Genomic DNA, 6,224 nt, shown 5'->3' on the forward strand with positions numbered 1-6,224 from the left:
TGACGATGACCTCGTCGGCGCCCTCGGCCGCGATGGCGCCCATCAGGGGGCGTTAGCCGCGATCGCGGTCACCGCCGCAGCCGAACACGCAGACGAGCCGTCCGGAGGCGAAGGGGCGGAGCGTCGCCAGGACCTCCCGCAGGGCGTCGGGCTTGTGCGCGTAATCCACCACGGCGAGCGCACCGCGGTGTTCGCCCACCCGCTCGAGCCGGCCCGGCACGCCGCGCAGGCCGGACAGAGCCCGCAGCACCACCTCCGGCGCGAGGCCCGGCTGCGTGGCCAGGACGAGCCCGGCCGCCACCAGGGCGTTCTCGACCTGGAAGCCGCCCACCAGCGGCAGGTCCACGACCACGTCCACCGCGCCACGGCCCTGCGCGGGCGCCGTCCGAACCGTGAGCCGCTGGGCAAAACCCGTCCGCACCAGCTCGAGCAGTTTGAGGGTCGAGCCCGCGCGCCCGACCGTGAGCACGGTCCGGCCGCTTTCGCCGGCGGCCGCCACGGCCCGGGCCGCTTCCGCCCCGTCCGCATTGATGACCGCCGGCGCGTCGGCGGGCAGGAGTTCGCGAAACAGCCGCAGCTTGGCCTGGAGGTAGTCCTCGAGGTCCGGATGGTAGTCCAGGTGGTCGCGGCCGAGATTGGTGAAGGCGGCGGCGGACAGCCGGACCCCCTCCAGCCGGCGCTGGGCGAGACCGTGCGAGGAGGCTTCCAGCGCCAGGTGGGTGACGCCCTGCCCGGCCAGTTCCTCGAGCTGACGGTGCAGGCTGATCGGATCTGGCGTGGTGAGCGAGCCGTAGCTCGCACCCCGGGAGCTGACGATGCCGAGCGTGCCCAGGCTGGCACTCTCCTGGCCGAGGGTCGCGAAGAGCTGCCGGGTGAAATCGGCGACGGAACTCTTGCCGCTGGTTCCGGTCACCGCGACGATGGTCTCGGGCTGGCCCGGATGGAGCCGCGCGGCGGCCAGCGCCAGGGCCCGCCGGGCATCTCCGACGCGCAGATAGTGGATCTCGGGCGGCAGGCTCGCCGGTCGCTCGGCCTCCCCGACCACCGCGACGGCGCCGCGCGCCACCGCATCGCCGATGAAGCCAGCGCCGTCAGCCTTGGTGCCCGGCACGGCCACGAAGACGAAGCCCTCGCGGACCCGGCGGCTGTCCTCGGCGATGCCGACCACGGGCACGGGCGCGCTGGCGCCCGCGGCATCGGGAAACAGGTCGGCGAGGGAGGTCGGGCGGCCGCTCGGCATGGCGCCTTTTAGCCCGGCCGGGGCGCCAAGGCTTCCCCCTCCGGCGGGGCCGCAGGGCATGGCTGCGAGCCGGGCGTCCATCACTTCGTGCCCCAGGCACCCAGGCGGGCCATCAGCGGGAACGGATTGGCCGGAGGGTCGAAGCGCGGCGGAATGGACAGCATCGGGGCGATGCGCTCCAGGATGCGGCCCGTGGTCTCACCGGCGTTCCAGGCCGCGGTGGCATAGCCGCCCGTCTCCGGGGCCGCCTGCGGCTCGTCATAGACGGTGACGAACAGGTAGCGCGGGTTATCGGCCGGGGTCACCGCCATGAAGGTGGTGAAGAGCCGGTTCTTGGAATAGCGGCCGCCGATCACCTTCTCGGCCGTGCCGGTCTTGCCGCCCACGAAATAGCCCGCGACGGAGGCCTTCGCGGCCGATCCCTTCACGGCGTTGAGCCGCATCACGTAGCGCATGGCCTCGCTGGTCTCGGGCTTGATCACCCGCACCGCGGTCGCCTTCGCCTCCTCCTCGGAGCGCTTCAGGAAGGTCGGCCGCATCAGGTAGCCGCCGTTCATCAGCGCCCCAACCGCGGCCGCCGACTGCATGGGCGCCACCGCGACGCCGTGGCCGAACGCGATGGTGATGGTGTTCAGTTCGCCCCACTTGGCCGGCACAATCGGCAGTGCGCTCTCGGGCAGCTCGGTCCGCAGCCGGTCCAACTGGCCCATCTTGCGCAGAAACGACTTGTGCCCCTCGACGCCGACGGCGAGCGCCATCTTGGCCGTGCCGATATTGGACGAATGGATGAAGATCTCCGGCACCGTCATGATGCGGCGCTGGGCGTGGTAGTCGCCGATCGAGAAGCGGCCGTATTGGAGGTTGGAGCGGGCGTCGAAGCTCGAATTGATGGTCGCCTTGCCGGCATCGAGGGCCATCGCGACCGTCAGCGCCTTGAAGGTCGAGCCCATCTCATAGACGCCGACCACCATGCGGTTGATGCGGTCCTTTTCCAGTGCATCGACCGGGTTGTTGGGATCGAAATCGGGCAGCGACACGAGGGAGACGACCTCGCCCGTGGTCACGTCGAGCAGCATGGAGGCGGCGGCCTTGGCCCGGAAATGGCCGATGCCCCAGAGCAGCTCGTCCCGCATGGCGTGCTGGATGCGCAGGTCGATGGACAGGTGCACGGGCTTGAGGTCGCTGGCCGTGCGGGCAAAGCCCAGCCCGTTCAGGTCCTGAAGCCCCTGGCTGTCGATGTATTTCTCGATGCCGGCGATGCCGACATTGTCGATATTGGCGAAGCCGACGACGTGCGCCCCGGCGACGCCGTTCGGGTAGACGCGCTTCGATTCCGGCACGAAGCCGACGCCCGGGATGCCGAGCCGATGCACCTCGGCCTGCTGCTTCGGCGTGGCCTCGCGCTTGACCCACACGAAGCCACGCTTCTTGTTCAGCTTGGTCCGAAGCTCGGCCGCATTGAGATCGGGCAGAACGGCCGTGAGAAGCTCGACCGCCTCGTCCTTGTCGATGATGTTGCGGGGCTCGGCGAAGATGGACACGGTGCGGACGTCGGTCGCCAGCACCTCGCCGTTGCGATCGAGGATGTCCGGGCGAGCCGCCACGCTGGCGCTGGACGCGAAACGCCGGATGCTCTCCGGCTCGGCCGGGGCCACGGCCAGGTAGACCAGCCGTCCGGAGATCGCCAGGAACAGCGCCGCGAAGCAGCCCATGACCACCGCGATCCGGGCGGCGCTCCGGTCGAAGCGCAGCCGGAACATAGCCTTGAGGCCGCCGGCCAGCCGCGCGGCCAGCGGCGGGCGTTCGGCCCGCTCGGGGGTCGGCAGGTCGGGAGCGCCCTCGTCGAACTGGGGCTCGTCGCGTTCGATCGGGATGGACATGCGGGCTTACCTCGCCGGCGGTTTCGACGGAGAGCGGGTCTCGGCGGACGCCTTCGGCTGCGCCGCCAGCGCCGGCCTGCCGCGCAGGATCTCGTCCAGCTTCGTTCCGATCGGATCGTGGCGGGATCCGGTCTTCAGGCTGCCCGTCGCGGTCGGCTCCATACCCAGCGTCTCGAGCTTGGCCCCGATCGCGTCGCCCTTCGACGGCCGCACCGGCAGCTCGGACAGGCGGGCGAGCTGGGCGATGCCCATCGGCTTCAGGTCGAGATGCCGATCGACCATGCGCTGCAGCCGGTCCGGCCGCGTCAGCAGGGCCCATTCGGCCTTGGCCGCGGCGATGGCCTCGCGCTCGCGGTCCCGCTTGGCCTTTGTCTTGGCCAGCGTCTCCGAATAGTACAGCGTCTCGTATTTGGTGGAATAGGCATAGGCGGCCGAGGCGATCAGAAGGCTGATCGCCACCGCGTGCAGCAAGCGAATCACGACACGCCCTCCTGGCCCGGGAGACCGGCGAGCCGGGTCCGTTCGTACAGCTCGGTCAGCGGGTCCGGCGCGGGCGCGTCCGTCCGCACCGCCGCCCTGAGTTTGGCGGACCGCGCGCGCGGATTGCGGGAGACCTCGCCGTAGCCGGCCACCGTCGGGCCGCGGCCGAGCAGGGTGAAGCCCGGCGCCACCGGCTCTGGCGAGGGCAGATGCCGCGAGGCGCGGGGGCTGCGGCTCGCCCGCGCCTGGAGGAACAGCTTCACCAGCCGGTCCTCGAGCGAATGGAATGTCACCACGGCCAGCCGGCCGCCAGGCTTGAGGGCCCGCTCGGCCGCGTGCAGCGCGTCCACGAGCTGACCGAGTTCGTCGTTCACGGCGATGCGGAGCGCCTGGAAGGTGCGGGTCGCCGGATGGTGGCCCGGCTCGGACCGGACATGCCGGGCGACGAGTTCGGCCAGCTCGGCCGTGGTCCGCAGGGGCGCACGGCGGCGGCGTTCAATCACGGCGCGGGCGATGGCGCGCGAGCGCCGCTCCTCGCCGAGATGGAAGATGATCGCGGCCAGATCCTGTTCGGGCAGTTCGTTGACCAGGTCGGCGGCGCTCGGGCCGGCCTGCTCCATCCGCATGTCCAGCGGTCCGTCGTGGCGGAAGGAGAAGCCGCGCTCCGGCTGGTCGAGCTGCATGGAGGAGACGCCGATGTCGAGGACGACGCCGTCGACCTGCGCATGGCCGGCCTCCTCCGCGATGCGGTCGAGCTCGCCGAAGCGGCCCTGGACCAGGGTAAGCCGTCCGGCCGATCCGGTGACCAGCGCCTGCCCACGGGCGACGGCATCCGGATCGCGGTCGATCGCCACCACGCGGGTGGCCGGGTTGGCGGCCAGCAGCGCCACGGAATAGCCCCCGGCCCCGAAGGTGCCGTCGACATGGACCCCGCCTGCTTCGGCGGCGAGCGCGGCGCAGCACTCGGCCAGAAGCACGGGGACGTGAGGGGCCGGTCCGCCAGCGGCGTCGGCATCGCCTTCGCCGCGGCCCGTCACTGTTCCCGCGCTCCTGGCGCGCGCGCCTCCCGGCCGAAGCTCCGTTTCAGTTCCCGCACGCGATCCCGAGCCTCCGCGAGATGCGCCTGGAACCGGTCCGGCCGCCACAGCTGGAACTTGTGCCCGAGCCCCACGAAGGTGACCGCATCCGTCAGCCCCGTATGCGCCCGGATCTGTTCCGACACGCCGACACGCCCTTCCTGATCCACCTTCAAGATCTCGCTCGTTCCGAACAACGCCGTCGAGAGCTGATCCCGCTCGTCCGAATAGGCCGGCAAGCCCGACAGAAACGCGTCGATCTCGCTCAGCAACCGGTGACCGCCCGCATCGCAGGCCGGCGCATCCAGCGCAGGGTGCACGTAGAGACCCTCGAACCCGTCGCGAGCCAGGATGGCCCGAAACGGCGCCGGGATCGACACGCGGCCCTTGGCGTCCAGCCGGTTGGTGAAGTTGGACACGAAGCGGTCCATCAGCCGGCGCCCACGCTCTCCACGCCCTACGCCGCACGGCGGCAGCAGAGCCGCCGCGACCCGCCGCGACAGGGCGCGCGTCGCCGACGCATGCCGGCTCACCGCAGCCCCAGCGGTGTCCGACAGGCTGAGCGCAGCCCCTCGTTAACGGGATGCCATGGGGTATCATGGGCCTATATGGGCGTCAATCGAGAGCGGGCGGACGCGAAGGCTGCCGCGGGAGCCGCATTCAGACCTCAGCAGGGTTAATTATGGGTGATCGTCGGGCCGGTCCGGCGCCTCCCGGCGGGCGCCGACGCGGGCCCGGGCGGCTTCCGAGAAGGCGTGGCGGCGCAGCCCTCGCCCCCGAGGACGGGGCGGGGCTGAGCGGGGCGCGGCGCGACGGCGAAAAGGTGTCAGTCGGCCTGTAAGCCGGGTTCTGTAGGGCCGGGACGCCGAAGCGCCCCGACGTGGCGGCCATTCCTCTGGGACGGCCGTTGCCGGCCGCCTCGAGCGATCAACCCGGGCGGCGGGCTGAAGACAGGCCCCGGTGCCTTTCGGCACCCTGCCGCCCCTATTCGATCTTGCTCCCGGTGGGGTTTGCCGTGCCGTCCGCGTTGCCGCGTCCGCGGTGCGCTCTTACCGCACCTTTTCACCCTGACCCGCGGGCGAACCCGCGGGCGGTTTGTTCTCTGTGGCACTGTCCCTGGGGTCGCCCCCGCCGGACGTTATCCGGCACCGTGTCTCCATGGAGCCCGGACTTTCCTCCCCGGGCCGGCAAAGCCGGCGCCGAAGCGGCCGCCCGGCCGACTGACCGGCCGGGTGTGCTGGCCGCCGCCCCGCCCGTCAAGCGTCCGCTTCCGGCCGGACCCGGAGGGCATTGCCGTACGGCGCGCGGGAACGTTCCCGAGGCCCGCGAGTTCGGCTTGTCTACGGTCAAGCTCGGCTGCATGCTCAGCGGGCGGGGACGGTGTCGTTTTTGGGAAGGTCGATGTCGATGAAGAAGGTGATCTCTGCCACCCTGGCCGGCGCGCTCGCGCTCTCGGTCGGCGCCTGCTACTCGCCCGGAGACCGCGCGGCGGGCGGCGCGCTTCTCGGCGGCGCCACGGGCGCGGCGATCGGCGCAGCGGCCTCGGGC

Annotated in this window: 4 protein-coding genes, 1 other RNA gene and 1 pseudogene; all 6 read right to left on the minus strand. The window is 71.5% G+C overall.

Features of this window, described 5'->3' with window-relative positions; all coding sequences use genetic code 11:
• Positions 1-55: 55 nt before the first annotated feature.
• Positions 56-1,240: pseudogene (locus JWR86_RS11630) on the minus strand (UDP-N-acetylmuramoyl-L-alanyl-D-glutamate--2,6-diaminopimelate ligase); the annotation flags it as partial.
• Between the two features lie 80 nt (positions 1,241-1,320).
• Positions 1,321-3,120 (minus strand): penicillin-binding protein 2, encoded by a 1,800-nt coding sequence (locus JWR86_RS11635; protein WP_299565335.1) that lies wholly within the window; start codon positions 3,118-3,120, stop codon positions 1,321-1,323.
• 6 nt (positions 3,121-3,126) lie between these two features.
• A complete protein-coding gene (locus tag JWR86_RS11640; RefSeq protein WP_299565337.1) occupies positions 3,127-3,600 on the minus strand; it encodes a hypothetical protein in 474 nt (157 codons plus the stop codon).
• Entirely contained in the window at positions 3,597-4,637 is a 1,041-nt protein-coding gene (gene rsmH / locus JWR86_RS11645) for a 16S rRNA (cytosine(1402)-N(4))-methyltransferase RsmH (protein WP_299565340.1), read from the minus strand. Before rsmH ends, JWR86_RS11640 begins: the two co-directional genes overlap by 4 nt.
• Complete coding sequence (mraZ, locus tag JWR86_RS11650; RefSeq protein ID WP_299565342.1) at positions 4,634-5,107, minus strand: division/cell wall cluster transcriptional repressor MraZ; 474 nt, start codon at positions 5,105-5,107, stop codon at positions 4,634-4,636. Before mraZ ends, rsmH begins: the two co-directional genes overlap by 4 nt.
• Positions 5,108-5,498: 391 nt before the next feature.
• Positions 5,499-5,900: RNase P RNA component class A (rnpB, locus tag JWR86_RS11655), an RNA gene on the minus strand.
• Positions 5,901-6,224: the final 324 nt, after the last annotated feature.

It is taken from the genome of Enterovirga sp., from assembly GCF_028290205.1.
In the GTDB taxonomy this organism is placed as follows: Bacteria; Pseudomonadota; Alphaproteobacteria; order Rhizobiales; family Beijerinckiaceae; genus Enterovirga.

Excerpts from the sequence above, each read along its gene's own strand:
- JWR86_RS11635 (WP_299565335.1), bottom strand. The coding sequence starts at position 3,120 with ATGTCCATCCCGATCGAACGCGACGAGCCCCAGTTCGACGAGGGCGCT.
- mraZ (WP_299565342.1), bottom strand. The coding sequence starts at position 5,107 with ATGGACCGCTTCGTGTCCAACTTCACCAACCGGCTGGACGCCAAGGGC.